The organism is Pseudomonas sp. EGD-AK9, from assembly GCF_000465935.2.
In the GTDB taxonomy this organism is placed as follows: domain Bacteria; phylum Pseudomonadota; class Gammaproteobacteria; order Pseudomonadales; family Pseudomonadaceae; genus Aquipseudomonas.
This window is the reverse complement of the sequence record NZ_AVOF01000296.1, coordinates 1-23,257: the sequence shown is the minus strand read 5'-3', so window position 1 is coordinate 23,257 and position 23,257 is coordinate 1. Positions and strand designations below refer to the sequence as shown.

Genomic DNA, 23,257 nt, shown 5'->3' with positions numbered 1-23,257 from the left:
TGTGGTTGCCAAGATCGTCGAGTAATCGGTTGATCCGTTAAAGAGAAAAGGGCCCTTCGGGGCCCTTTTCTTTTGAACTGGTTAAAAGTTGACACCCCCTGGGGCCATCCGTACAATTGCGCCTCCTTTCGGCGGGCGTAGTCCGTCCGCAGGGATTAGCAGCTTGGAATCTGAGGTCAAAATGCAAAACCAACAAATCCGTATTCGGTTGAAGGCTTTTGACCATCGCCTGATCGATCAATCTACCCAGGAAATCGTGGAAACCGCGAAACGTACTGGTGCTCAGGTGCGTGGTCCGATTCCTCTGCCTACTCGTAAGGAGCGGTACACCGTTCTGATTTCTCCGCACGTCAACAAAGACGCGCGCGATCAGTACGAAATCCGCACTCATAAGCGTGTGCTGGACATCGTTCAGCCGACGGACAAAACCGTCGACGCGCTGATGAAGCTCGACCTTGCGGCAGGCGTGGAAGTGCAGATCAGCCTCGGCTAAAACCTGGCGGTTTTAGTCGTGTAACGCTCTGAAATGGGCGGCCATAGCGGGTGAAAGCCCCGTACACTCATGAGGTTTACAACATGACTATTGGTGTAGTCGGTCGTAAGTGCGGCATGACCCGCATTTTCACCGAAGAAGGTGTCTCCATTCCGGTCACGGTCATCGAGATCGAGCCGAATCGCGTCACCCAGTTCAAAAACGAGGAGTCCGATGGCTACCGTGCAGTGCAGGTCACTGTCGGCGAGCGTCGCGCCTCGCGCGTCAGCAAGGCTCAGGCCGGTCACTTCGCCAAGGCGAACGTCGCGGCAGGTCGTACCGTTCTGGAATTCCGTCTTGAAGAAGGCGACTACCAGGCCGGCGATCTGATCAACGCTGAAATTTTCCAAGCTGGTCAACTGGTGGATGTCACCGGTCAGTCCAAAGGTAAAGGCTTCGCCGGTACCATCAAGCGTTGGAACTTCCGCGGCCAGGACAACACTCACGGTAACTCCGTTTCTCACCGTGTGCCGGGTTCCATCGGCCAGTGCCAGACCCCGGGTCGTGTATTCAAGGGCAAAAAGATGTCCGGTCATATGGGCGCTGAGCGCGTGACCGTGCAGTCCCTGGAAGTCATTCGCGTAGACACCGAGCGTAACCTGCTGCTGGTCAAGGGTGCCGTTCCGGGCGCTACTGGCGGCGACGTTATCGTTCGTCCGGCTGTCAAGGCGTAAGGGGAGAATCTGAGATGCAATTGAATGTAAATGGCGCTCAGGCGATCGAAGTGTCCGATGCGACCTTCGGTGGCGAGTTCAACGAGACCCTGGTTCACCAAGCAGTCGTGGCCTACATGGCTGGCGGCCGTCAGGGCACCAAAGGCCAGAAGTCCCGTTCCGACGTTTCCGGTGGCGGTAAGCGCCCGTGGCGTCAGAAGGGCACCGGTCGTGCCCGTGCCGGTACCACCCGTGGTCCGATCTGGCGTGGCGGTGGTGTGACCTTCGCAGCGTCCACCCGCAACCATGAGCAAAAGCTGAACAAGAAGATGTACCGCGCAGCTCTGCGCTCCATCCTTGCTGAGCTGGTGCGTACCGACCGTCTGGTCGTGGTCGAAGACTTCGCCGTTGATGCGCCGAAGACCAAGACCCTGTTGGCCAAGCTGAACGGCATGGGTCTGAACGATGTTCTGATCGTGTCCGATGCTGTTGATCAGAATCTGTACCTGGCTGCCCGCAACCTGCCGCACGTCGACGTTCGCGACGTTCAGGGTTCCGATCCGGTCAGCCTGATTGCGTACGAAAAGGTGCTGGTCACCGTTTCGGCCGTGAAGAAATTCGAGGAGCTGCTGGGATGAACCAGGAACGCGTATTCAAAGTGCTGCTTGGCCCGCACATCTCCGAGAAGGCCACGGTTCTGGCTGACAAGCAAGGTCAGTTCGTTTTCAAGGTCGCTACCGATGCGACCAAGCTGGAAATCAAGAAGGCCGTCGAAAGCCTGTTCAGCGTGAAGGTTGAGCGCGTCACTACCCAGAACGTTCTGGGCAAGAGCAAGCGCACCGCTCGCGGTCTGGGCAAGCGTAACGACTGGAAGAAGGCAGTTATCTCCCTTCAGCCGGGCCAAGATCTCGATTTCACCAGCAGTGCTGAGTAAGGAAGGGGTGCATCATGGCAATCGTTAAGTGCAAACCGACTTCCGCTGGCCGCCGTTTTGTGGTCAAGGTGGTCAACCAGGAGCTGCACAAAGGCGCTCCGTACGCTCCGCTGCTCGAGAAGAAGTCGAAGTCCGGCGGTCGTAACAACAACGGCCGTATCACCACGCGTCACGTTGGTGGTGGTCACAAGCAGCATTACCGTCTGGTCGACTTCCGTCGCAACGACAAGGATGGCATTCCGGCCACCGTCGAGCGCGTGGAATACGATCCGAACCGTACTGCTCACATCGCTCTGCTGAAGTATGCCGACGGTGAGCGTCGCTACATCATCGCGCCGAAGGGCGTGAGCGCTGGCGACCAGCTGGTAGCCGGCAACATGGCGCCGATCAAGCCGGGCAACAGCCTGCAGCTGCGCAACATTCCGGTGGGTTCGACCGTTCACGGTATCGAGCTGAAGCCGGGCAAAGGCGCACAGATCGCGCGTTCCGCTGGCGCTTCCGCGCAGCTGATCGCCCGTGAAGGTGCCTATGTGACTCTGCGTCTGCGCTCCGGCGAAATGCGCAAAGTCCTGGCCGAGTGCCGTGCGACCCTGGGCGAAGTCTCGAACTCCGAGCACAGCCTGCGTTCGCTGGGTAAGGCCGGTGCCAAGCGCTGGCGCGGTGTTCGTCCGACCGTTCGTGGTGTTGCCATGAACCCGGTTGATCACCCGCACGGTGGTGGTGAGGGTCGTACCTCCGGTGGTCGTCATCCGGTGTCGCCATGGGGCTTCCCGACCAAGGGCGCGAAGACCCGTGCTAACAAGCGCACCGACAACATGATCGTCCGTCGTCGCAAGTAAATAGAGGGATACGACAGTGCCACGTTCTCTGAAAAAAGGTCCTTTTATCGATCTTCACCTACTGAAGAAGGTCGAAGCGGCGGTGGAAAAGAACGATCGCAAGCCGGTTAAAACCTGGTCGCGCCGTTCCATGATCCTGCCGCAGATGGTCGGTCTGACCATCGCTGTGCATAACGGTCGTCAACATGTCCCGGTCCTCGTGAACGAAGACATGGTCGGCCACAAACTGGGCGAATTTGCCGGCACCCGTACCTATCGTGGTCACGTGGCCGACAAGAAAGCCAAGCGTTAAGGGGTAAGGAAATGGAAGTAGCCGCTAAGTTGTCGGGCGCTCGCATCTCCGCCCAGAAAGCCCGCTTGGTCGCCGACCAGATCCGCGGGAAGAAGGTGGGCGAAGCGCTCAACCTCCTGGCTTTCAGCAGCAAGAAAGCCGCCGAGATCATGAAGAAAGTGCTGGAGTCGGCCGTTGCCAACGCCGAGCACAACGAAGGCGCAGACGTCGATGACCTGAAGGTCAGCACCGTTTTCGTCAACGAAGGGCGTTCGCTTAAGCGCATCATGCCGCGTGCCAAAGGCCGTGCTGATCGCATCGTCAAGCGGTCTTGCCATATCACTGTCAAGGTTGCGGACAAGTAACGGAGTCGATCAGATGGGTCAGAAAGTACATCCCGTTGGCATCCGCCTGGGAATCGTCAAGGATCACACCTCGGTCTGGTATGCAGATGGTCGCAATTACGCCGACTACCTGAACGCCGACCTGAAGGTTCGTGCATACCTGCAAGACAAACTAAAAAGCGCGTCCGTAAGCCGTATCGACATCGCTCGTCCGGCACAAACCGCACGCATCACCATCCACACCGCTCGTCCCGGCATCGTGATCGGCAAGAAAGGTGAAGATGTTGAGAAGCTGCGTCAGGACCTGACCAAGCAAATGGGTGTGCCGGTGCACATCAACATCGAAGAGATCCGCAAGCCGGAGCTCGACGGTATGCTGGTTGCGCAGAGCGTAGCTCAGCAGCTGGAGCGTCGCGTTATGTTCCGTCGCGCCATGAAGCGCGCTGTACAGAACGCCATGCGCATTGGTGCCAAGGGCATCAAAATCCAGGTGAGTGGTCGTCTCGGCGGCGCTGAAATCGCCCGTACCGAGTGGTATCGCGAAGGTCGTGTGCCGCTGCACACCCTGCGTGCCGATATCGATTACGCCACCTACGAAGCGCACACCACCTACGGTGTGATTGGTGTCAAGGTTTGGATCTTCAAAGGCGAAGTGATTGGTGGTCGCCAGGAAGAGCTGAAGCCGCAAGCACCCGCTCCTCGTAAAAAAGCTGCTAAGTAAGGGGTACGCAAAATGTTGCAACCAAAGCGTACGAAGTTCCGCAAGCAGATGACCGGCCACAACCGTGGTCTGGCTCAGCGCGGTAGCAAGGTCAGCTTCGGCGAGTTCGCGCTGAAGTCTGTCGCCCGCGGTCGTCTCACCGCCCGTCAGATCGAGTCCGCTCGTCGTGCTCTGACTCGTCACGTCAAGCGTGGCGGCAAGATCTGGATTCGCGTGTTCCCGGACAAGCCGGTTACCAAGAAGCCTCTCGAAGTGCGGATGGGTAAAGGTAAGGGTGGCGTCGAATACTGGGTAGCCCAGATCCAGCCAGGCAAGGTCCTGTACGAGATCGAAGGCGTTTCCGAAGAGCTGGCGCGTGAGGCTTTCGCCCTGGCTGCTGCAAAGCTGCCGCTCGCCACCACCTTTGTTAAGCGGACGGTGATGTGATGAAAGCGACCGAACTTCGTGAAAAAACCGCACAGCAGCTGAACGAGCAACTGCTCGGCCTGCTGCGCGACCAGTTCAATCTGCGTATGCAGAAGGCAACTGGCCAGTTGGGGCAGTCTCACCTGCTCTCGCAAGTTAAGCGCGACATCGCTCGTGTGAAAACTGTGCTCAACCAGCAGGCAGGTAAGTGATCATGGCTGAAGCCGAAAAAACAGTCCGTACGCTGACCGGCCGTGTTGTCAGCGACAAGATGGACAAAACCATCACCGTTCTGATCGAGCGTCGCGTCAAGCACCCGATCTACGGTAAATACGTCAAGCGTTCGACCAAGCTGCACGCGCACGACGAGAACAACCAGTGCCACATCGGCGACAAGGTTTCCATCCGTGAAACCCGTCCGCTGGCCAAGACCAAGTCTTGGGCCCTGGTTGAAGTCCTCGAACGCGCAGTCGAAGTCTAAGGGCTAGGGGTCGGAGAAATTTTATGATTCAGACTCAATCCATGCTCGATGTGGCTGACAACAGCGGTGCACGTCGCGTTATGTGCATCAAGGTGCTGGGCGGCTCTCATCGTCGCTACGCCGGCATCGGCGACATCATCAAGGTCACCGTCAAGGAAGCAATTCCGCGCGGCAAAGTGAAGAAAGGTCAGGTCATGACCGCAGTGGTCGTTCGTACCCGTCACGGCGTTCGTCGTGCCGACGGTTCGATCATCCGCTTCGACGGCAACGCTGCTGTTCTGCTGAACAACAAGCAGGAGCCGATCGGTACCCGTATCTTCGGGCCAGTGACCCGTGAACTGCGTTCCGAGAAGTTCATGAAGATCGTCTCGCTCGCCCCTGAAGTGCTTTAAGGAGATCCGACATGCAAAAGATTCGTCGTGACGACGAGATCATCGTGATCGCCGGCAAAGACAAAGGTAAGCGTGGCAAGGTGCTCAAGGTTCTCGCTGACGACCGTCTGGTCGTTGGCGGCATCAACCTGGTGAAGCGCCATACCAAGCCGAACCCGATGTCGGGCGTTCAAGGCGGTATCGTCGAGAAAGAAGCGCCGCTGCACGCTTCCAACGTTGCCATCTTCAACTCTGAGACCAACAAGGCTGACCGCGTTGGCTTCAAGATCGAAGACGGCAAGAAAATTCGTGTCTTCAAGTCCACCCAGAAGCCGGTTGGCGCTTGAGAATCATAGGTAAAACACCATGGCACGACTGAAAGAGATTTACCGGAAGGAAATCGCGCCCAAGCTGAAGGAAGAACTGAAGCTGGCGAACGTGATGGAAGTTCCGCGCATCACCAAGATCACCCTGAACATGGGCCTGGGCGAAGCGATCGGTGACAAGAAAGTCATCGAGAACGCGGTTGCCGACCTCGAGAAGATCACCGGTCAGAAAGTCGTCGTGACTCATGCCCGCAAATCGATCGCCGGTTTCAAGGTTCGTGAAGGTTGGCCGATTGGCGTCAAGGTCACTCTGCGTCGCGAGCGTATGTACGAGTTCCTGGATCGTCTGCTGTCCATCTCCCTGCCGCGCGTGCGTGACTTCCGCGGCCTGAATGCCAAGTCCTTCGACGGCCGCGGCAACTACAGCATGGGCGTGAAAGAGCAGATCATCTTCCCGGAAATCGATTACGACAAAATCGATGCGCTGCGTGGTCTGGACATCACCCTGACTACCACTGCCCGTAACGATGATGAAGGCCGCGCCCTGCTGCGTGCTTTCAACTTCCCGTTCCGCAACTGATCGGAGTCTGGAACATGGCCAAGACAAGCATGAAGAACCGCGAGCTGAAGCGTCAGCAAACGGTTGCCAAGTACGCCAAGAAGCGTGCCGAGCTGAAAGCCACCATCGCCAATCCGAACACCAGTCCGGAAGCGCGTTGGGAAGCCCAGGTCGCTCTGCAGAAGCAGCCGCGTGACGCCAGCGCCTCGCGCCTGCGTAACCGCTGCCGCATCACCGGCCGTCCGCACGGCGTTTACCGCAAGTTCGGTCTGTCGCGTAACAAGCTGCGTGAAGCCGCCATGCGCGGCGACGTACCGGGTCTGGTGAAAGCCAGCTGGTAAGTCGAAACGGAGCCGGCCTCGCGCCGGCTTTGTTTTATCCGAATCAAGCCCCTTTTGGGGCTTGATTCATTTTTGATCGGTCTCTAGAATGTCCGGCTCTCCTGAGCCTGGCATTTTGCATGCCGAGCTTTTGGATGATCCCACAGCCTTCGGGCTGTTCTTTTTGTATCAGGAGCGTCTAGCCCATGAGTATGCAGGACCCGTTAGCGGACATGCTAACTCGTATCCGTAATGCCCAGATGGCTGAAAAGTCCGTCGTAAGCATGCCGTCTTCCACGCTGAAGGTGGCTGTAGCCAAAGTTCTGAAGGACGAAGGTTATATTGCGGGTTATCAGATCAGCGGCGAAGCCAAGCCGCAGCTGTCCATCGAGCTGAAGTACTTCGAAGGCCGTCCGGTCATCGAGGAAGTCAAGCGCGTGAGCCGTCCCGGCCTTCGCCAGTACAAATCCGTCGACGATCTGCCGAAAGTTCGCGGCGGTCTCGGTGTCTCCATCGTCTCCACCAACAAGGGTGTGATGACGGACCGCGCTGCGCGCGCTGCCGGTGTCGGCGGCGAAGTGCTCTGCACCGTGTTCTAAGGGGGGATAAGCATGTCTCGCGTTGCTAAGAACCCCGTAGTGCTGCCTGCCGGTGTCGAGGTCAAACTCGCCGGTCAGCAGCTCTCGGTGAAGGGCGCCAAGGGCGCTCTCGAACTGAACGTACACTCGTCCGTGGAAGTGATCCAGGAAGGCAGCGAGCTGCGTTTCGCTGCTCGTAATGGCGATCAGCAGAACCGCGCCATGGCCGGCACCACTCGTGCTCTGGTCAACAACATGGTCATCGGCGTCAGCCAAGGCTTCGAGCGCAAGCTGCAGCTGGTCGGCGTGGGCTACAAAGCTCAAGCCAAAGGCCAGGTGCTGAACCTCGCGCTGGGCTTCTCCCACCCGATCGACTACGAACTGCCGGCAGGCGTCGTGGCCGAAACCCCGAACCAGACCGAAATCCTGATCAAGGGTATCGACAAACAACTGGTGGGTCAGGTGGCTGCGGAGATCCGTGACTTCCGTCGTCCTGAGCCTTACAAGGGCAAAGGCGTTCGTTACGCGGATGAAGTCGTCCGTCGTAAAGAAGCCAAGAAGAAGTAAGGGGCTGAGATATGACCGACAAAAAAGTTACTCGTCTGCGTCGCGCTCGCAAAGCACGCCTGAAAATGCACGAGCTCGAAGCCGTGCGTCTGTGCGTGTACCGCTCTTCGCAACACATCTACGCCCAGGTCATTTCGGCCGACGGCAGCAAGGTTCTGGCCAGTGCCTCGACCTTGGACAAAGCACTGCGTGATGGCGCCACTGGCAACGTCGACGCCGCCAAGAAAGTAGGTCAACTGGTTGCCGAGCGCGCGAAAGCCGCTGGTGTGACTCAGGTTGCATTCGACCGTTCTGGCTTCAAGTACCACGGTCGCGTCAAGGCGCTGGCCGATGCTGCTCGTGAAGGCGGGCTGGAGTTCTAAGTTATGGCAAATAACGACCAAAAGCGCGACGAAGGCTATATCGAGAAGCTGGTCCAGGTTAACCGCGTTGCCAAGACCGTAAAGGGTGGCCGTATCTTCACCTTCACCGCGCTGACCGTGGTGGGTGATGGCAAGGGTCGCGTCGGTTTCGGCCGTGGCAAGTCCCGCGAAGTGCCGGCCGCCATCCAGAAGGCGATGGAAGCTGCGCGTCGCAACATGATCCAGGTGGATCTGAACGGCACCACTCTGCAGTACCCGATCAAGTCCGCTCATGGCGCCTCCAAGGTGTACATGCAGCCGGCTTCGGAAGGTACCGGCATCATCGCCGGCGGCGCCATGCGTGCCGTGCTGGAAGTGGCGGGTGTGCAGAACGTTCTGGCCAAGTGCTACGGCTCGACCAACCCGGTGAACGTGGTTCACGCCACCTTCAAGGGTCTGAAGACCATGCAGTCTCCGGAATCCGTTGCAGCCAAGCGTGGCAAGAGCGTCGAGGAGATTCTCTAACCATGGCTAATACCGTCAAAGTGACTCTGATCAAGAGCACCAATGGCCGCCTGGCCAATCACAAAGCTTGCGTCAAGGGCCTCGGCCTGCGTCGCATCGGTCACACCGTAGAGGTTCTGGATACTCCGGAAAACCGCGGCATGATCAACAAGGCTTACTACCTGCTGAAGGTGGAGGGTTAATCATGCAACTGAACGATCTGCGTTCCGCGCCGGGTGCCCGTCGCGAGAAGCACCGTCCGGGCCGTGGTATCGGCAGCGGTCTGGGCAAGACCGGTGGCCGCGGCCACAAGGGTCAAACCTCCCGCTCCGGTGGCTCCATCGCTCCGGGCTTCGAGGGTGGTCAGCAGCCGCTGCACCGCCGTCTGCCGAAGTTCGGCTTCGTCTCCCTGAAGGCTATGGATCGCGCCGAAGTGCGTACCTCCGAGCTGAACAAGGTGGAAGGCGTCGTCACTCTGCAGGCGCTGAAGGATGCCAACCTGGTCGGCCAACACGTACAGCGCGTAAAAGTCATGCTGTCCGGTGAGGTCACCCGTGCGGTCACCCTGAAAGGTATCGCCGCCACCAAGGGTGCGCGCGCGGCTATCGAAGCAGCTGGCGGTAAGTTCGAGGACTAAATGGCTAAGCAAGGTGCTCTCTCAGCGCTGGCAGGTGGCGGGTTGTCCGAACTCTGGGCTCGTCTGCGTTTCCTGTTCATGGCGATCATCGTCTACCGGATAGGTGCGCACATCCCGGTTCCTGGCATCAACCCAGACCGACTGGCGGATCTGTTCCGGCAGAATGAGGGGACCATTCTTAGCTTGTTCAACATGTTTTCCGGCGGCGCGCTGGAGCGGATGAGCATCTTTGCACTGGGGATCATGCCGTACATCTCGGCCTCGATCATCATGCAGCTGATGACCGCCGTCAGCCCGCAGCTGGAGCAGTTGAAGAAGGAAGGTGAAGCTGGCCGTCGCAAGATCAGCCAGTACACCCGCTACGGCACTCTCGTCCTGGCGTTCGTCCAGGCCATCGGCATGTCCGTTGGTCTGGCCAGTCAGGGCGTGGCGTTCTCGGTCGATTTCGGCTTCCACTTCGTTGCGGTCACCACCTTCGTGGCGGGCGCGATGTTCATGATGTGGTTGGGCGAGCAGATCACCGAGCGCGGTGTCGGCAACGGTATCTCGATGCTGATTTTTGCAGGCATCGTAGCCGGTCTGCCGTCGGCAATCGGGCAGTCTTTCGAGTCTGCGCGCCAGGGCGATATCAATATCTTTGCCCTGATTGCCATCGGCCTGCTGGCAGTAGCGATCATCGGTTTCGTGGTGTTCATCGAGCGTGGTCAGCGTCGCATTGCGGTGCACTACGCCAAGCGTCAGCAGGGCCGCAAGGTCTTCGCCGCGCAGACCAGCCACCTGCCGTTGAAGGTGAACATGGCGGGGGTCATCCCGGCCATTTTCGCCAGCAGCCTTCTGCTGTTCCCGGCCTCGCTGGGTGCCTGGTTCGGTCAGTCCGAGGGTCTGGGCTGGCTGCAGGACATTTCGCAGGCGATCGCTCCTGGTCAGCCGTTGAACATTCTGCTGTTTAGTGCAGGGATCATTTTCTTCTGCTTCTTCTACACGGCGCTGATGTTCAACCCGAAAGACGTAGCGGAAAACCTGAAGAAGTCCGGTGCCTTTATTCCGGGCATCCGTCCGGGCGAGCAGTCGGCGCGCTATATCGATGGCGTTCTGACCCGCTTGACCATGTTCGGTGCTCTGTACATGACGGCCGTGTGCCTGCTGCCCCAGTTCCTGGTGGTGGCGGCCAACGTTCCGTTCTACCTTGGCGGGACCTCGTTGCTGATCGTGGTCGTGGTTGTCATGGACTTCATGTCCCAAGTGCAATCGCACCTCGTGTCTCACCAGTACGATTCCCTGATGAAGAAAGCCAACCTGAAGGGCTATGGCAGCGGCATGCTCCGCTGATCCACCCGTAAGGTTCGAGGAGTTGGTAATGAAAGTTCGTGCATCGGTGAAAAAGCTGTGCCGTAACTGCAAAATTATCCGTCGCGAAGGTGTCGTGCGGGTGATCTGCAGCGCAGAGCCGCGTCACAAGCAGCGCCAAGGCTGAGTGTGAACCACGCGTGATAAGCCCGGCAGCTAGTGCGCTGCCGGGTTGATTAATCGTTTCTACAGCGTTAATATCTCGCGCCCTATTTCTTGGCTTCCGGGGCGTAGGTAGCTGTCAATTGGAGTTCCACTGAATGGCCCGTATTGCAGGCGTTAACATTCCGGATAACAAGCACACTGTTATCTCGCTGACCTACATCTATGGTGTCGGTCGCACCACCGCACAGCAAATCTGTGCCGCTACCGGTGTAAACCCGGCTGCGAAAATCAAGGATCTGACTGACGAGCAGATCGAACAGCTGCGTGGCGAAGTAGCCAAGGTGAATACCGAAGGCGACCTGCGTCGTGAAGTGAATATGAAGATCAAGCGCTTGATGGATCTGGGTTGCTACCGTGGCCTGCGCCACCGTAAAGGCCTGCCGGTTCGCGGTCAGCGTACCAAGACCAACGCTCGCACCCGTAAGGGCCCGCGTAAGCCGATCCGCAAGTAATCGCATTCGCGAATCGACAGGAATTTAGTCATGGCAAAACCTGCTGCTCGTACTCGTAAGAAAGTCAAAAAGACGGTGGTCGATGGCATCGCCCACATCCACGCGTCTTTCAACAACACCATCGTGACCATCACCGACCGTCAGGGCAACGCCCTGTCCTGGGCTACCTCGGGTGGTTCGGGTTTCCGCGGCTCGCGTAAGTCCACTCCGTTCGCTGCCCAGATCGCCGCCGAGCGCGCTGGTCAGGCTGCACTGGAGTACGGCCTGAAGAACCTCGACGTGAACGTCAAGGGCCCGGGTCCGGGTCGCGAATCCGCTGTGCGTGCTCTGAACGCCTGCGGCTACAAAATCGCCAGCATCACCGACGTGACGCCTATCCCGCACAACGGGTGCCGTCCGCCGAAGAAGCGTCGCGTGTAAACAGGAGACAGTGAGAAATGGCTCGTTACATTGGTCCCAAGTGCAAACTGTCTCGCCGTGAAGGCACCGATCTCTTCCTGAAGAGCGGTGTTCGCGCGCTTGAATCTAAGTGCAACATCGAAGCAGCTCCCGGTATTCACGGTCAGCGTCGCGGTCGCCAGTCCGACTACGGCACCCAGCTGCGTGAGAAGCAGAAAGTCCGTCGTATCTACGGCGTGCTGGAGCGTCAGTTCAGCGGTTACTACAAGCAAGCTGCCAGCCAGAAGGGCGCCACCGGCGAAAACCTGCTGCAGCTGCTGGAATGCCGTCTGGATAACGTGGTTTACCGTATGGGCTTTGGCGCTACCCGTGCCGAATCCCGTCAGCTGGTTTCGCACAAAGCAATCAGCGTCAACGGTCAGACCGTAAACGTACCGTCCTATCAGGTTAAAGCTGGCGACGTCGTTGCTGTTCGCGAGAAATCGAAGAACCAGCTGCGCATCGTTCAGGCTCTTGAGCTCTGCGCCCAGCGTGGCCGCGTTGAGTGGGTCGAAGTAGACGCCGAGAAGAAGTCTGGTGTGTTCAAGAACGTACCGGCTCGTGGCGATCTGTCCGCTGACATCAACGAGAGCCTGATTGTCGAGCTCTACTCCAAGTAAGGGCTAGAAAATAGGTGCATCCATGCAGATTTCGGTAAATGAGTTCCTGACCCCCCGCCACATCGATGTGCAGGAGGTCAGTTCGACCCGCGCCAAGATCACCCTCGAGCCTCTCGAGCGTGGTTTCGGCCATACCCTGGGCAATGCGCTGCGTCGCATCCTGTTGTCCTCCATGCCTGGCTGTGCAGTAGTCGAGGCCGAGATCGACGGTGTACTCCACGAGTACTCCGCGATCGAAGGTGTGCAGGAAGATGTCATCGAGATCCTGCTCAACCTGAAAGGTCTGGCTATCAAGCTGCACGGCCGTGACGAAGTGACCCTGACTCTGGCTAAGAAGGGCCCGGGCGTCGTTACCGCTGCCGATATTCAGCTGGATCACGATGTCGAAATCGTCAATGGCGACCACGTCATCGCTAACCTGGCCGCCAATGGCGCGCTGAACATGAAGCTCACCGTAGCTCGTGGTCGCGGCTATGAGCCGGCTGACGCGCGTCAGAGCGACGAGGACGAAAGCCGCAGCATCGGTCGCTTGCAGCTGGATGCTTCGTTCAGCCCTGTGCGTCGGGTTGCTTACGTGGTGGAAAACGCCCGTGTCGAGCAGCGCACCAACCTGGACAAACTGGTCATCGACCTGGAAACCAACGGTACCCTGGACCCCGAAGAGGCCATCCGTCGTGCCGCGACCATCCTGCAGCAGCAGCTGGCCGCGTTCGTCGACCTCAAGGGTGACAGCGAGCCGGTGGTGGTCGAGCAGGAAGACGAGATCGATCCGATCCTGCTGCGTCCCGTCGACGACCTGGAACTGACCGTACGTTCGGCCAACTGCCTGAAGGCAGAGAACATCTACTACATCGGCGACCTGATTCAGCGCACCGAAGTAGAGCTGCTCAAAACCCCGAACCTGGGCAAGAAATCCCTGACCGAAATCAAGGATGTTCTGGCCTCTCGCGGTCTGTCCCTCGGTATGCGCCTCGACAACTGGCCGCCGGCAAGTCTGAAGAAAGACGATAAGGCCACTGCCTGATCGTCATCATCACCGAACGAACAAGTTTGGTAAGGAATTGAACCATGCGTCATCGTAAAAGTGGCCGTCACCTCAGCCGCACCAGCGCTCACCGCAAGGCCATGTTCCAGAACATGGCGGTCTCGCTGTTCGAGCACGAGCTGATCAAAACTACCCTGCCGAAAGCCAAGGAACTGCGTCGCGTTGCCGAGCCGCTGATCACCCTGGCCAAGGAAGACAGCGTTGCCAACCGTCGTCTGGCCTTCGACCGTACCCGTTCGAAAGCCATCGTCGGCAAGCTGTTCAACGACCTGGGCAAGCGCTACGCCACCCGTAACGGCGGCTACCTGCGCATCCTCAAGTGCGGCTTCCGCGCTGGCGACAACGCTCCGATGGCCTACGTTGAACTGGTCGACCGTCCGGTCGGTGGTTCGGTAGAAGCTGCCGAGTAAGTTGCTGGTTGTACGAGAAACCGGGCCTTGCGCCCGGTTTTTTGTTGCCCGTGATTCGTCGAGTCGGAAATCAGCGCCCTGGGGGTGTGAATATTTTTCCGCACGTCGTGTTTGATATTGTGTACGAGATTGGGCTCGGGTAAGGTTCGGCGGTCTTCGATTCGCCGGTTCGCCGGCCCCAATAAGAACAACTGCCGATCATGTCCGAACCTACCGCTCTGAGTCTTATCCCTCCTGCCGTCGTCCTGACCCTGGCCATCTGGCTGCGTCGTCCCATCCTCGCCTTGCTGATCGGTGCCTGCAGCGGCCTGCTGTTGCTGTCGCCGCAAGACGCCATGGGCAGCTTCGCCGAGATTTCGCTGAAGGTGATGCAGGACGAAACCATTGGCTGGCTGATCCTGGTGTGCGGCAGCTTCGGCGCGCTGATCGCCCTGCTGGTGCGCACCGGCGGCGCCCTGGCGTTCGGTCGTGCCGCACTGAAGCTGGCCAAGGGCCGGCGTTCCTCGCTGCTGATGACCTTCGTCCTCGGCGTGGTGATCTTCGTCGACGATTACCTCAATGCCCTGACCGTGGGCGAGACCATGAAGCGCGTCACCGACCGCTTCAAGGTTTCCCGCGAGAAGCTGGCCTACGTGGTGGACTCCACCGCCGCGCCGATCTGCGTGCTGGTGCCGCTGTCGACCTGGGCGGTGTTCTTCGGCGGCCTGCTGGAGAACAACGGCATCGCCGAGACCGGCCAGGGCATCGGCGTGTACGTCCAGGCCATTCCCTACATGCTCTACGCCTGGGCCGCGGTGCTCCTGGTGCTGCTGGTGGCCGCCGGCCTGTTCCCCGATATCGGCCCGATGCGCAGGGTCGAGATGCTGGCGCGCCACGGTTCGGCCGGGGCCATGCACGTGGGCGAGCTGAGCGCCGAGCACAACTACGCGATGAAGTCGCTGGAGGAGGAGTTCGAGGGCGCCGACAAGGAGGGCGGCAAGCTGCACAACTTCCTGGTGCCGCTGGCCATGCTGGTGGGCTTCACCGTCTACTTCGACATCGACGTGTGGATGGGCATGATCGCCACCATGCTGCTGACCCTGCCGTTCTACCTGCTGCAGCGCCTGATGCCGCTGACAGAGATGCTCGATCAGATGGTCGACGGCTTCAAGACCATGCTGCCGGCCATCGGCATCTGCGTCGCCGCCTTCATCTTCAAGGACGTCTGCGACCAGCTGATGCTGCCGCAGTACGTGGTCGAGAGCCTCAAGCCCTACATGACCCCGCAGATGCTGCCGGCCATGGTGTTCCTGTGCATGGCGGTGCTGAGCTTCGCCACCGGCTCGTCCTGGGGCATCTTCGCCGTGACCATCCCCATCGTCATGCCGCTGGCCTATGCGCTGGGCGCGGACATCCCGCTGGTGATCGGCGCGCTGATGTCGGCCTCGGCCTTCGGCAGCCAGGCCTGCTTCTACAGCGATTCCACGGTGCTGGCGGCGCAGGGTTCCGGCTGCGACCTGATCAGCCATGCCGTCACCCAGCTGCCCTATACCCTGATCGCGGCCGGCGTGGCGTTCGTCGGCTTCATCCTCGTGGCCTGAGCCTGCTGCAGGTATGGAAGAACGGGCCCCTGCGGCCCGTTTTTTATGCGGCTCTTGAAAGAAAATAACTATCGAGTCGTTACGCTCCATGCATTGGTTCGCCTGGCGAAGCGGGTCTAGGCTTGTTCCATCGTCGGCCGCAGTCGATGGGACCGACCCGATGAGAAAAAGGAGAGAAGCATGTCGAACCAAGGTAAATGCCCGTTCAACCACGTCGCTGGCGGCGGCACGACCAACCGGGATTGGTGGCCGAACCAGTTGCGTGTGGATCTGCTCAATCAACATTCGGAAAAGTCCAACCCGCTGGGCGCGAAGTTCAACTACGCCGAAGAATTCAAGAAGCTCGACTACAAGGCGCTGAAGGCCGACCTGGTCAAGCTGATGACCGACAGCCAGGACTGGTGGCCGGCCGACTTCGGCCACTACGGCCCGCAAATGATCCGCATGGCCTGGCACGCCACTGGCACCTATCGCATCACCGACGGCCGCGGCGGCGGCGGTCGTGGTCAGCAGCGCTTCGCCCCGCTGAACTCCTGGCCGGACAACGTCAACATCGACAAGACCCGCCGCCTGTTGTGGCCGATCAAGCAGAAGTACGGCCAGCAGATCTCCTGGGCCGACCTGCTGGTGCTCGCCGGTAACGTGGCGCTGGAGTCCATGGGCTTTCGCACCTTCGGTTTCGGCGCCGGCCGCGAGGACGTGTGGGAACCGGATCTGGACGTCAACTGGGGCGCCGAGATCGCCTGGCTGGGCGTCGACCCGGAGCGGGTCACGGATGATCGCGAGCTGGCGGCGCCGTTCGGCGCCACCCACATGGGCCTGATCTACGTCAACCCGGAAGGGCCGAATGCCAGCGGCGACTACATGCTGGCGGCCAAGGACATTCGCGCCACCTTCAACCGCATGGCCATGGACGACGAGGAAATCGTCGCCCTGATCGCCGGCGGCCACACCTTCGGCAAGGCCCACGGCGCCGCGCCGGAATCGCACAAGGGGCCGGAGCCGGAGGCGGCGCCGATCGAGGCGCAGGGCCTGGGCTGGATGAGCGATTTCGGCAGCGGTCACGGCAAGGACACCATCTCCAGCGGCATCGAGGTCACCTGGACCAAGACCCCGGCGCTGTGGAGCAACAACTTCTTCGAGAACCTGTTCAAGTACGAGTGGGAACTGACCAAGTCGCCGGCCGGCGCCAAGCAGTGGGTGGCCAAGGACGCCCCGGACATCATTCCGGACGCCCATGTGCCGGGCAAATTCCACAAGCCGACCATGCTCACCACCGACCTGACCCTGCGTTTCGACCCGGAGTTCGGCAAGATTTCCCAGCGTTTCCTCAATGACCCGCAAGCCTTCGCCGAGGCCTTCGCCCGCGCCTGGTACAAGCTGACTCACCGCGACATGGGGCCGAAGGCCCGCTACCTCGGCCCGGAAGTGCCGAAAGAGGACATGATCTGGCAGGACCCGCTGCCGGCCGCCACGCACAACCCCAGCGCCGCCGACATCGCCGATCTCAAGGCGAAGATCGCCGCCTCCGGGCTGTCGGTGGGCGACCTGGTGTCGGTGGCCTGGGCCTCGGCCTCGACCTTCCGCGGCGGCGACAAGCGCGGCGGTGCCAACGGTGCGCGTCTGGCCCTGGCGCCGCAGAAGGATTGGCCGGTCAACCAGCGTGCGATCAAGGCGCTGGCCAAGCTGGTGGAAATCCAGAAAGCCTCGGGCAAGGCCTCGCTGGCCGATGTCATAGTGCTGGCCGGTAACGTCGGCGTGGAGCAGGGCGCCAAGGCGGCCGGGGTGGCGGTCGACGTGCCCTTCGCCCCCGGACGGGTCGATGCGCGCCAGGATCAGACCGACGTCGAGTCCTTCGCGGTGCTCGAGCCCGTCGCCGACGGTTTCCGCAACTACAGCCAGGGCAAGCTGGGCGTGCCGACCGAGGCCATGCTGATCGACAAGGCGCAGCTGCTGACCCTGAGCGCGCCGGAGCTGACCGCGCTGGTCGGCGGCCTGCGCGTGCTCGGCGCCAACCACGACGGCGGTACCCATGGCGTGTTCACCGACCAGGTCGGCGTGCTGTCCAACGACTTCTTCGTCAACCTGCTGGACATGGGCATCGAGTGGAAGCCGGTGGATGGCGGCGCGGAAGTGTTCGAGGGCAAGTGCAGCAAGAGCGGTCAGGTGAAATACACCGGCACCCGCAACGACCTGATCTTCGGTTCCAACTCGGTGCTGCGCGCCTATGCCGAGGTCTATGCCAGCGCCGACGGCAAGGCGAAGCTGGTCAAGGACTTCGTCGCCGCCTGGACCAAGGTGATGAACCTGGATCGTTTCGATCTGGCCTGAACCGTTGCCGGTGGCGCGCCATCCGGCGCTTCACCGGCACCATCCGATCCACCCGGCGGCGCCTCCCTCGTGGAGGCGCCGTGCGTTTCGCTTGACCGCGACAGGCGGCCGGCGGAGCATTCGCCCATTTCACGGCTGCAACAAGGACCACGGCATGAAGGGCCATATCGAAGTCATCGATTACCTCAAGCAACTGCTCAAGGGCGAGCTGGCTGCGCGCGACCAGTACTTCATCCACTCGCGCCTGTACGAGGACTGGGGCTTCACCAAGCTCTACGAGCGCATCAACCACGAGATGGAGGAGGAGACCCAGCACGCCGATGCGCTGCTCAAGCGCATCATCTTCCTCGAAGGCGTGCCGGACATGGCGCCGAATGCCTTCACCTACGGGCAGACCGTGCCCGAGGCGCTGAAGCTGGACCTGGCCCTGGAGTACGAGGTGCGCGCGGCCCTGAGCAAGGGCATCGCGCTGTGCGAGAAGCACCAGGACTACCAGAGCCGCGACATCCTCCTGACCCAGCTCAAGGACACCGAGGAAGACCACGCCTACTGGCTGGAGATCCAGCTGCAGCTGATCGACAGGCTGGGCCTGGAGAAGTACCTGCAGAGCCAGATGTAAGCTGTGCCCATTAACCCAAGAGCCCCGCATGTGCGGGGCTCTTGGGTTTCAGGCGCGTTCGCGTTCCAGCAGCGGCTTGAGGAAGTGCCCGGTGTGCGACGCCGGGTTGGCCGCCACCTCTTCCGGGGTGCCGGTGGCGATGATCATGCCGCCCTTGGAGCCGCCCTCGGGGCCGAGGTCCACCAGCCAGTCGGCGGTCTTGATCACGTCCAGGTTGTGCTCGATCACCACCACGGTGTTGCCGTGGTCGCGCAGGCGGTGCAGCACGTCGAGCAGCTGCTGGATATCGGCGAAGTGCAGGCCGGTGGTCGGCTCGTCGAGGATATACAGGGTCTTGCCGGTATCGCGCTTGCTCAGCTCGCGACTCAGCTTGACCCGCTGCGCCTCGCCGCCGGACAGCGTCGTCGCGCTCTGCCCCAGCTTGATATAGGACAGGCCGACGTCCATCAGCGTCTGCAGCTTGCGGGCGATGGCCGGCACGGCGTCGAAGAAGGCGCGCGCCTCCTCGATGGTCATGTCGAGCACCTCGGTGATGCTCTTGCCCTTGTACTTCACTTCCAGGGTTTCGCGGTTGTAGCGCTTGCCCTTGCACACGTCGCAGGGCACGTAGATGTCCGGCAGAAAGTGCATCTCCACCTTGATCACGCCGTCGCCCTGGCAGGCCTCGCAGCGTCCGCCCTTGACGTTGAAGCTGAAGCGCCCCGGGCCGTAGCCGCGCGAGCGCGATTCCGGCACGCCGGCGAACAGTTCGCGGATCGGGGTGAACAGCCCGGTGTAGGTCGCCGGGTTGGAGCGCGGTGTGCGGCCGATCGGGCTCTGGTCGATGTCGACCACCTTGTCCAGGTGCTGCAGGCCGTCGAACGAGTCGTGGGCCGCGGCTTCCAGGGTGGTGGCGCCGTTCAGCGCGGTGGCGGTGAGCGGGAACAGGGTGTTGTTGATCAGGGTCGACTTGCCCGAGCCGGACACCCCGGTGACGCAGGTGAGCAGGCCGACCGGGATCTCCAGGTCGACATTGCGCAGGTTGTTGCCGCGCGCGCCCTTGAGCTTGAGCTGCTTCTTCTTGTCGCGCGGGGTGCGCGTGGCCGGATAGCGGATCCTCTCGCGGCCGGACAGGTACTTGCCGGTCAGCGAATCGGCATGCGCCATGACCTCGTCCGGGGTGCCCTCGGCGACGATGCGCCCGCCGTGCACGCCGGCGCCGGGGCCGATGTCCACCACGTAGTCGGCCAGGCGGATGGCGTCCTCGTCGTGCTCGACGACGATCACCGTGTTGCCCAGGTTGCGCAGGTGGGTGAGGGTGCCCAGCAGGCGCTCGTTGTCGCGCTGGTGCAGGCCGATCGAGGGTTCGTCGAGGATGTACATCACCCCCACCAGGCCGGCGCCGATCTGGCTGGCCAGGCGGATGCGCTGCGCCTCGCCGCCGGACAGGGTGTCGGCGCTGCGGTCCAGGGTCAGGTAATCGAGGCCGACGTTGACCAGGAACTGCAGGCGCTCGCGGATTTCCTTGAGGATCTTCTCGGCGATCTCGCCGCGCCGGCCGGTCAGGTGCAGGCTGCCGAAGTAGTCGCAGGCGTCGCCCACCGGCAGGCCGCTGACCGCCGGCAGGGTCTTCTCGCCGACCCAGACATGCCGCGCCTCGCGGCGCAGGCGGGTGCCGCGGCAGTCCGGGCAGGGCTGGGTGCTGAGGAACTTGGCCAGCTCCTCGCGCACGCTGGCCGACTCGGTCTCGCGGTAGCGTCGCTCGAGGTTGGGGATGATGCCCTCGAAGGGGTGCGAGCGTTTGACGATGTCGCCGCGGTCGTTGAGGTACTTGAAGTCGACGTTCTGCGTACCGCTGCCGAACAGGATGACCTTCTGATGCTCGGCGGCCAGGTCGTCGAACGGCTGCTCCAGGCTGAAGCCATAGTGCGCAGCCAGCGAGCCAAGCATCTGGAAGTAGTAGACGTTGCGCCGGTCCCAGCCGCGGATCGCGCCCTCGGCCAGGGTCAGCTCGCCATTGACCAGGCGCTTGGCGTCGAAGAACTGCTTCACCCCCAGGCCGTCGCAGGTCGGGCAGGCGCCGGCCGGGTTGTTGAAGGAGAACAGCTTGGGTTCCAGCTCGCTGATCGAGTGGCCGCAGTGCGGGCAGGCGAAGCGTGCGGAGAAGATGATCTCGTCGCCTTCTTCGTCGTCCATCGGCGCGATCAGGGCGATGCCGTCGGCCAGGCCGAGGGCGGTCTCGAAGGACTCGGCCAGGCGCTGCTGCAGGTCCTCGCGCACCTTGAAGCGGTCCACCACCACGTCGATGGAATGCTTCTTCTGCTTGTCCAGCTTGGGCAGCTCATCCAGCTCATGCAGCTTGCCGTTGACCCGGGCGCGGACGAAGCCCTGCGCGCGCAGCTCCTCGAACACCGACAGGTGCTCGCCCTTGCGCTCGCGCACCACCGGCGCCAGCAGCATCAGCTTGCGTCCTTCCGGCAAGGCCAGCACCTGATCGACCATCTGGCTGACGGTCTGCGCCTCCAGCGGCACGTCGTGGTCCGGGCAGCGCGGGATGCCGACGCGGGCGTAGAGCAGGCGCAGGTAGTCGTAGATCTCGGTGATGGTGCCGACGGTCGAGCGCGGGTTGTGCGAGGTGGACTTCTGCTCGATGGAGATGGCCGGGGAGAGGCCCTCGATGGTGTCGACGTCGGGCTTCTCCATCATCGACAGGAACTGCCGGGCGTAGGCCGACAGGGACTCCACATAGCGGCGCTGGCCCTCGGCGTAGAGGGTGTCGAAGGCCAGTGACGACTTGCCCGAGCCGGACAGGCCGGTGATCACGATCAGCTTGTCGCGCGGCAGGGTCAGGTCGATGTTCTTCAGGTTGTGGGTGCGCGCACCCCGGATCAGAATCTTGTCCACTTACAGCGGCCTCGCGTGGCGGGCAGAAACCGGCGAGTATAGGGCCTGTTGCGGTCTGGCCGCGACCTGCATCGCCGCTTGCCGAACGACCTGCGCATGCATCCCGGCTGCGCCCTGCGGCAATTCGCGTGCCTGTGCCGCCTGCGCCTTCGCTGCTAGAATCGCCGGCTGATTTTCACGGGACTTTTTCCATGCACGATCCGCACAGCGAGCGCATGAGTGGCGGCGAAGCCCGCGCGGCCGTTGGCCTGGCGCTGGTGTTCGCGTTCCGCATGCTGGGCATGTTCATGGTCCTGCCGGTGCTGGCCACCTACGGCATGGACCTGGCCGGCAGTACCCCGGCGCTGATCGGCCTGGCCATCGGCGCCTACGGCCTGACCCAGGCGTTGCTGCAGATTCCCTTCGGCATGCTCAGCGACCGCATCGGCCGCCGCCCGGTGATCTATGCCGGGCTGCTGATCTTCGCCGCCGGCAGCATGCTGGCGGCCAATGCCGATTCCATCTGGGGCGTGATCGCCGGCCGCGTGCTGCAGGGCGCCGGGGCCATCTCGGCGGCGGTGATGGCGCTGCTCTCGGACCTGACCCGCGAGCAGCACCGGACCAAGGCCATGGCCATGATCGGCATGAGCATCGGCCTGTCGTTCGCCGTGGCCATGGTGCTCGGCCCGCTGCTGACCCGCGCCTTCGGCCTGGCCGGGCTGTTCTGGGCCACCGCGGCGATGGCGCTGCTGGGCATCCTGATCGTCGCCGGCCTGGTGCCGAGGAACGCCGGGCCGCTGCAGCATCGCGAATCCGGGGTGGCGACGCAGGCGCTGTGGCCGACCCTCAAGCACGCCGACCTGCTGCGCCTGGACTTCGCCATCCTGGCCCTGCACGCGGTGCTGATGGCCAGCTTCGTCGCCCTGCCGCTGGCGCTGGTGGAGCAGGGCGGACTGGCCAAGGAAGAACACTGGTGGGTCTACCTCACCGCGCTGCTGATCGGCTTCTTCGGCATGGTGCCGTTCATCATCTACGCCGAGAAGAAGCGCCAGATGAAGCGCGTGCTGCTCGGTGCGGTGGCGGCGCTGCTGCTCTGCGAGCTGTATTTCGCCCTGTTCGGCAGCAGCCTGCGCGCGCTGGTGCTGGGCACCGTGCTGTTCTTCACCGCGTTCAACCTGCTGGAGGCCTCGCTGCCGTCGCTGGTGAGCAAGGTGGCGCCGGCCGGCGGCAAGGGCACGGCGATGGGCGTGTACTCCACCAGTCAGTTCCTCGGCGCCGCGCTGGGCGGCATTCTCGGCGGCTGGCTGTACCAGCAGCATGGCCTGGAGGGCGTGTTCATCGGCTGTGCGGCGCTCTGTGCAATTTGGCTGGCCATTGCTGTTACTATGCGCGAACCGCCGTATGTGACCAGCCTGCGCCTGCCGCTCGACGCCGCGGCACTGGCCGATGTCGGACTGGTCGAACGCCTGAAGGCTACGCCGGGAGTGGCGGATGCCGTGGTGGTGGTCGACGAAGCGGCCATCTATATCAAAGTGGACACCCAACAAGTGGATCGCACGTCCCTGGAACGCCTGATTGCAGCGGCGCCAGCGGCGTGCCGAGCCTAGGAGAACGTTATGGCCCGTGGGGTTAACAAAGTCATTCTGGTCGGCACCTGCGGCCAGGACCCGGAAACGCGCTACCTGCCCAGCGGCAACGCGGTCACCAACCTGAGCCTGGCCACCAGCGAGCAGTGGACCGACAAGCAGACCGGGCAGAAGGTCGAGAAGACCGAGTGGCACCGCGTCGCCCTGTTCGGCAAGGTCGCCGAGATCGCCGGCGAGTACCTGCGCAAGGGTTCGCAGGTGTACATCGAAGGCAAGCTGCAGACCCGCGAGTGGGAAAAGGACGGCATCAAGCGCTACACCACCGAGATCATCGTCGACATGCAGGGCACCATGCAGCTGCTCGGCGGCCGCCCGAGCGGTGACGAAGGCGGTGCGCCGCGCCAGTCGCGCCCGGCCCC

General features: G+C 61.8%; 34 protein-coding genes. 33 read left to right on the top strand and 1 reads right to left on the bottom strand.

Features of this window, described 5'->3' with window-relative positions; genetic code table 11:
• Window positions 1–181: 181 nt before the first annotated feature.
• The 31 genes from rpsJ (at window position 182) to bfr (ending at window position 18,390) form a co-directional block, all read left to right on the top strand.
• Window positions 182–493 (top strand): 30S ribosomal protein S10, encoded by a 312-nt coding sequence (rpsJ, locus tag N878_RS14410; RefSeq protein WP_003243886.1) that lies wholly within the window; start codon window positions 182–184, stop codon window positions 491–493.
• Window positions 494–576: 83 nt separating this feature from the next.
• Complete coding sequence (gene rplC / locus N878_RS14405; RefSeq protein ID WP_021444333.1) at window positions 577–1,206, top strand: 50S ribosomal protein L3; 630 nt, start codon at window positions 577–579, stop codon at window positions 1,204–1,206.
• 14 nt (window positions 1,207–1,220) lie between these two features.
• Complete coding sequence (gene rplD, locus N878_RS14400; RefSeq protein WP_021444332.1) at window positions 1,221–1,823, top strand: 50S ribosomal protein L4; 603 nt, start codon at window positions 1,221–1,223, stop codon at window positions 1,821–1,823.
• Window positions 1,820–2,119 (top strand): 50S ribosomal protein L23, encoded by a 300-nt coding sequence (gene rplW, locus N878_RS14395; RefSeq protein WP_021444331.1) that lies wholly within the window; start codon window positions 1,820–1,822, stop codon window positions 2,117–2,119. The genes rplD and rplW overlap by 4 nt, the downstream gene beginning before the upstream one ends.
• A 14-nt stretch (window positions 2,120–2,133) precedes the next feature.
• Entirely contained in the window at window positions 2,134–2,958 is an 825-nt protein-coding gene (gene rplB / locus N878_RS14390) for a 50S ribosomal protein L2 (RefSeq protein WP_021444330.1), read from the top strand.
• Window positions 2,959–2,974: 16 nt separating this feature from the next.
• The gene (rpsS, locus tag N878_RS14385) at window positions 2,975–3,250 is read left to right on the top strand and encodes a 30S ribosomal protein S19 (RefSeq protein WP_031303186.1); all 276 of its coding nucleotides are present in this window, start codon (window positions 2,975–2,977) and stop codon (window positions 3,248–3,250) included.
• A gap of 11 nt (window positions 3,251–3,261) precedes the next feature.
• Window positions 3,262–3,594 carry a 50S ribosomal protein L22 gene (gene rplV / locus N878_RS14380; RefSeq protein WP_003103908.1) on the top strand — a complete coding sequence of 111 codons (333 nt, stop codon included), beginning with the start codon at window positions 3,262–3,264 and terminating at the stop codon, window positions 3,592–3,594.
• A gap of 13 nt (window positions 3,595–3,607) precedes the next feature.
• Window positions 3,608–4,294, top strand: a complete 687-nt coding sequence (rpsC, locus tag N878_RS14375) for a 30S ribosomal protein S3 (protein ID WP_021444327.1) — start codon at window positions 3,608–3,610, stop codon at window positions 4,292–4,294.
• A 12-nt stretch (window positions 4,295–4,306) separates the two neighbouring features.
• A complete protein-coding gene (gene rplP, locus N878_RS14370; protein WP_003243901.1) occupies window positions 4,307–4,720 on the top strand; it encodes a 50S ribosomal protein L16 in 414 nt (137 codons plus the stop codon).
• Window positions 4,720–4,911, top strand: coding sequence for a 50S ribosomal protein L29 (gene rpmC / locus N878_RS14365; protein WP_003463299.1), 192 nt, complete (start codon window positions 4,720–4,722; stop codon window positions 4,909–4,911). Before rplP ends, rpmC begins: the two co-directional genes overlap by 1 nt.
• 2 nt (window positions 4,912–4,913) lie before the next feature.
• Window positions 4,914–5,180 carry a 30S ribosomal protein S17 gene (gene rpsQ, locus N878_RS14360; protein WP_031303185.1) on the top strand — a complete coding sequence of 89 codons (267 nt, stop codon included), beginning with the start codon at window positions 4,914–4,916 and terminating at the stop codon, window positions 5,178–5,180.
• A 23-nt stretch (window positions 5,181–5,203) separates the two neighbouring features.
• Complete coding sequence (rplN, locus tag N878_RS14355; protein ID WP_003243907.1) at window positions 5,204–5,572, top strand: 50S ribosomal protein L14; 369 nt, start codon at window positions 5,204–5,206, stop codon at window positions 5,570–5,572.
• A gap of 11 nt (window positions 5,573–5,583) precedes the next feature.
• Window positions 5,584–5,898 (top strand): 50S ribosomal protein L24, encoded by a 315-nt coding sequence (rplX, locus tag N878_RS14350; protein WP_003243909.1) that lies wholly within the window; start codon window positions 5,584–5,586, stop codon window positions 5,896–5,898.
• Window positions 5,899–5,917: 19 nt separating this feature from the next.
• A complete protein-coding gene (rplE, locus tag N878_RS14345; RefSeq protein ID WP_003243911.1) occupies window positions 5,918–6,457 on the top strand; it encodes a 50S ribosomal protein L5 in 540 nt (179 codons plus the stop codon).
• Between the two features lie 14 nt (window positions 6,458–6,471).
• Entirely contained in the window at window positions 6,472–6,777 is a 306-nt protein-coding gene (gene rpsN, locus N878_RS14340; RefSeq protein ID WP_003463288.1) for a 30S ribosomal protein S14, read from the top strand.
• A gap of 185 nt (window positions 6,778–6,962) precedes the next feature.
• Window positions 6,963–7,355, top strand: coding sequence for a 30S ribosomal protein S8 (gene rpsH / locus N878_RS14335; RefSeq protein ID WP_013789766.1), 393 nt, complete (start codon window positions 6,963–6,965; stop codon window positions 7,353–7,355).
• 12 nt (window positions 7,356–7,367) lie between these two features.
• Window positions 7,368–7,901: a 50S ribosomal protein L6 gene (rplF, locus tag N878_RS14330; RefSeq protein ID WP_021444325.1), complete on the top strand. Its 534-nt coding sequence runs from the start codon at window positions 7,368–7,370 to the stop codon at window positions 7,899–7,901.
• Window positions 7,902–7,912: 11 nt separating this feature from the next.
• On the top strand, window positions 7,913–8,263 hold the full coding sequence (gene rplR, locus N878_RS14325; protein WP_003243919.1) for a 50S ribosomal protein L18: 351 nt from the start codon (window positions 7,913–7,915) through the stop codon (window positions 8,261–8,263).
• Between the two features lie 3 nt (window positions 8,264–8,266).
• On the top strand, window positions 8,267–8,767 hold the full coding sequence (rpsE, locus tag N878_RS14320; RefSeq protein ID WP_003243920.1) for a 30S ribosomal protein S5: 501 nt from the start codon (window positions 8,267–8,269) through the stop codon (window positions 8,765–8,767).
• Between the two features lie 2 nt (window positions 8,768–8,769).
• Window positions 8,770–8,949 carry a 50S ribosomal protein L30 gene (gene rpmD, locus N878_RS14315; protein ID WP_003243922.1) on the top strand — a complete coding sequence of 60 codons (180 nt, stop codon included), beginning with the start codon at window positions 8,770–8,772 and terminating at the stop codon, window positions 8,947–8,949.
• A gap of 2 nt (window positions 8,950–8,951) precedes the next feature.
• Entirely contained in the window at window positions 8,952–9,383 is a 432-nt protein-coding gene (rplO, locus tag N878_RS14310; RefSeq protein ID WP_013717341.1) for a 50S ribosomal protein L15, read from the top strand.
• The gene (gene secY / locus N878_RS14305; protein ID WP_031303184.1) at window positions 9,384–10,712 is read left to right on the top strand and encodes a preprotein translocase subunit SecY; all 1,329 of its coding nucleotides are present in this window, start codon (window positions 9,384–9,386) and stop codon (window positions 10,710–10,712) included.
• Between the two features lie 28 nt (window positions 10,713–10,740).
• Complete coding sequence (rpmJ, locus tag N878_RS26860) at window positions 10,741–10,857, top strand: 50S ribosomal protein L36 (RefSeq protein WP_002555468.1); 117 nt, start codon at window positions 10,741–10,743, stop codon at window positions 10,855–10,857.
• A gap of 133 nt (window positions 10,858–10,990) precedes the next feature.
• The gene (gene rpsM, locus N878_RS14300) at window positions 10,991–11,347 is read left to right on the top strand and encodes a 30S ribosomal protein S13 (protein WP_021444323.1); all 357 of its coding nucleotides are present in this window, start codon (window positions 10,991–10,993) and stop codon (window positions 11,345–11,347) included.
• Between the two features lie 30 nt (window positions 11,348–11,377).
• Complete coding sequence (gene rpsK, locus N878_RS14295) at window positions 11,378–11,767, top strand: 30S ribosomal protein S11 (protein ID WP_003243933.1); 390 nt, start codon at window positions 11,378–11,380, stop codon at window positions 11,765–11,767.
• Between the two features lie 17 nt (window positions 11,768–11,784).
• Window positions 11,785–12,405 (top strand): 30S ribosomal protein S4, encoded by a 621-nt coding sequence (gene rpsD, locus N878_RS14290; RefSeq protein WP_021444322.1) that lies wholly within the window; start codon window positions 11,785–11,787, stop codon window positions 12,403–12,405.
• 22 nt (window positions 12,406–12,427) lie between these two features.
• The gene (gene rpoA, locus N878_RS14285) at window positions 12,428–13,429 is read left to right on the top strand and encodes a DNA-directed RNA polymerase subunit alpha (RefSeq protein WP_021444321.1); all 1,002 of its coding nucleotides are present in this window, start codon (window positions 12,428–12,430) and stop codon (window positions 13,427–13,429) included.
• A gap of 44 nt (window positions 13,430–13,473) precedes the next feature.
• The gene (gene rplQ, locus N878_RS14280; protein WP_003243945.1) at window positions 13,474–13,860 is read left to right on the top strand and encodes a 50S ribosomal protein L17; all 387 of its coding nucleotides are present in this window, start codon (window positions 13,474–13,476) and stop codon (window positions 13,858–13,860) included.
• Window positions 13,861–14,060: 200 nt separating this feature from the next.
• Window positions 14,061–15,440, top strand: coding sequence for a Na+/H+ antiporter NhaC family protein (locus N878_RS14275; protein ID WP_021444320.1), 1,380 nt, complete (start codon window positions 14,061–14,063; stop codon window positions 15,438–15,440).
• A gap of 180 nt (window positions 15,441–15,620) precedes the next feature.
• Window positions 15,621–17,771, top strand: a complete 2,151-nt coding sequence (katG, locus tag N878_RS14270) for a catalase/peroxidase HPI (RefSeq protein WP_021444319.1) — start codon at window positions 15,621–15,623, stop codon at window positions 17,769–17,771.
• Window positions 17,772–17,925: 154 nt separating this feature from the next.
• Complete coding sequence (gene bfr, locus N878_RS14265) at window positions 17,926–18,390, top strand: bacterioferritin (protein WP_021444318.1); 465 nt, start codon at window positions 17,926–17,928, stop codon at window positions 18,388–18,390.
• Between the two features lie 48 nt (window positions 18,391–18,438).
• On the opposite strand, the gene uvrA is transcribed toward bfr, so the two are convergent.
• Window positions 18,439–21,273, bottom strand: a complete 2,835-nt coding sequence (uvrA, locus tag N878_RS14260; protein ID WP_021444317.1) for an excinuclease ABC subunit UvrA — start codon at window positions 21,271–21,273, stop codon at window positions 18,439–18,441.
• Window positions 21,274–21,464: 191 nt separating this feature from the next.
• Between uvrA and N878_RS14255 the strand changes: the two genes are divergently transcribed.
• Window positions 21,465–22,859: an MFS transporter gene (locus tag N878_RS14255; RefSeq protein WP_021444316.1), complete on the top strand. Its 1,395-nt coding sequence runs from the start codon at window positions 21,465–21,467 to the stop codon at window positions 22,857–22,859.
• Between the two features lie 9 nt (window positions 22,860–22,868).
• The coding region (locus N878_RS14250) for a single-stranded DNA-binding protein (RefSeq protein ID WP_021444315.1) at window positions 22,869–23,257 on the top strand (389 nt) is incomplete at its 3' end.